Genomic DNA, 599 nt, shown 5'->3' with positions numbered 1-599 from the left:
GGTATTACCTCTGCGAGCAACTTGTATTCTAATTTGCCAAAATTTACCATTTCATCAATACCGGGTACAATTGATTTTAGTAAATTTACAAGAGTACCTGATGCGTGGTTACAATAAAGAGTAGTTATGGAGGCGTCCAATAAGTTACCGCGAACTTATTGGACAGCCCCATAGCGTACTTTTTAATTTATGGATACTTTTTCTTAAACCCTGTAACTCTCGCGCTTGCGGTGATATTCAATGGGGAGCGTTCACCTCTTGCAAGGTAGTGGTAGCCGATTCCGGCTATCATGGCGGCGTTGTCGCCGCATAAGTCCGCAGGGGGGAAAATACAGTGAAGGTTTTTTTGCTGTGCAAGGCAGGAGCGAAGGTAACTGTTTGCCGCAACACCGCCGCCTGCGACTACTGTGGCAATCCCGGTATCTTCGGGGGCGTTTAATAAAGCGCGTAACAAGATTTGTACGGCGGTTTTTTGGAAAGAAGCGGCTATGTCTTCTTTTGTGTGAACGCCGGACTTTTTTTTGAATATGTCAAGTTGATTTATTACGGCGTTTTTTAATCCTGAGTATGACACGTCATAACGATGATCGCCCTTGTGC

General features: G+C 44.7%; 1 protein-coding gene. It reads right to left on the bottom strand.

Annotated elements, in window-relative coordinates; genetic code table 11:
* Positions 1 to 187 precede the first annotated feature (187 nt).
* Positions 188 to 599: Kae1-like domain-containing protein (locus tag ACYVTD_RS15565; RefSeq protein WP_461248607.1), on the bottom strand; the 412-nt coding region annotated here is incomplete at its 5' end.

The sequence above is a fragment of the Treponema sp. R6D11 genome (genome assembly GCF_054786075.1).
Note: the sequence above shows the minus strand (reverse complement) of the source record. Positions and strands in the feature narration are given on the sequence as shown.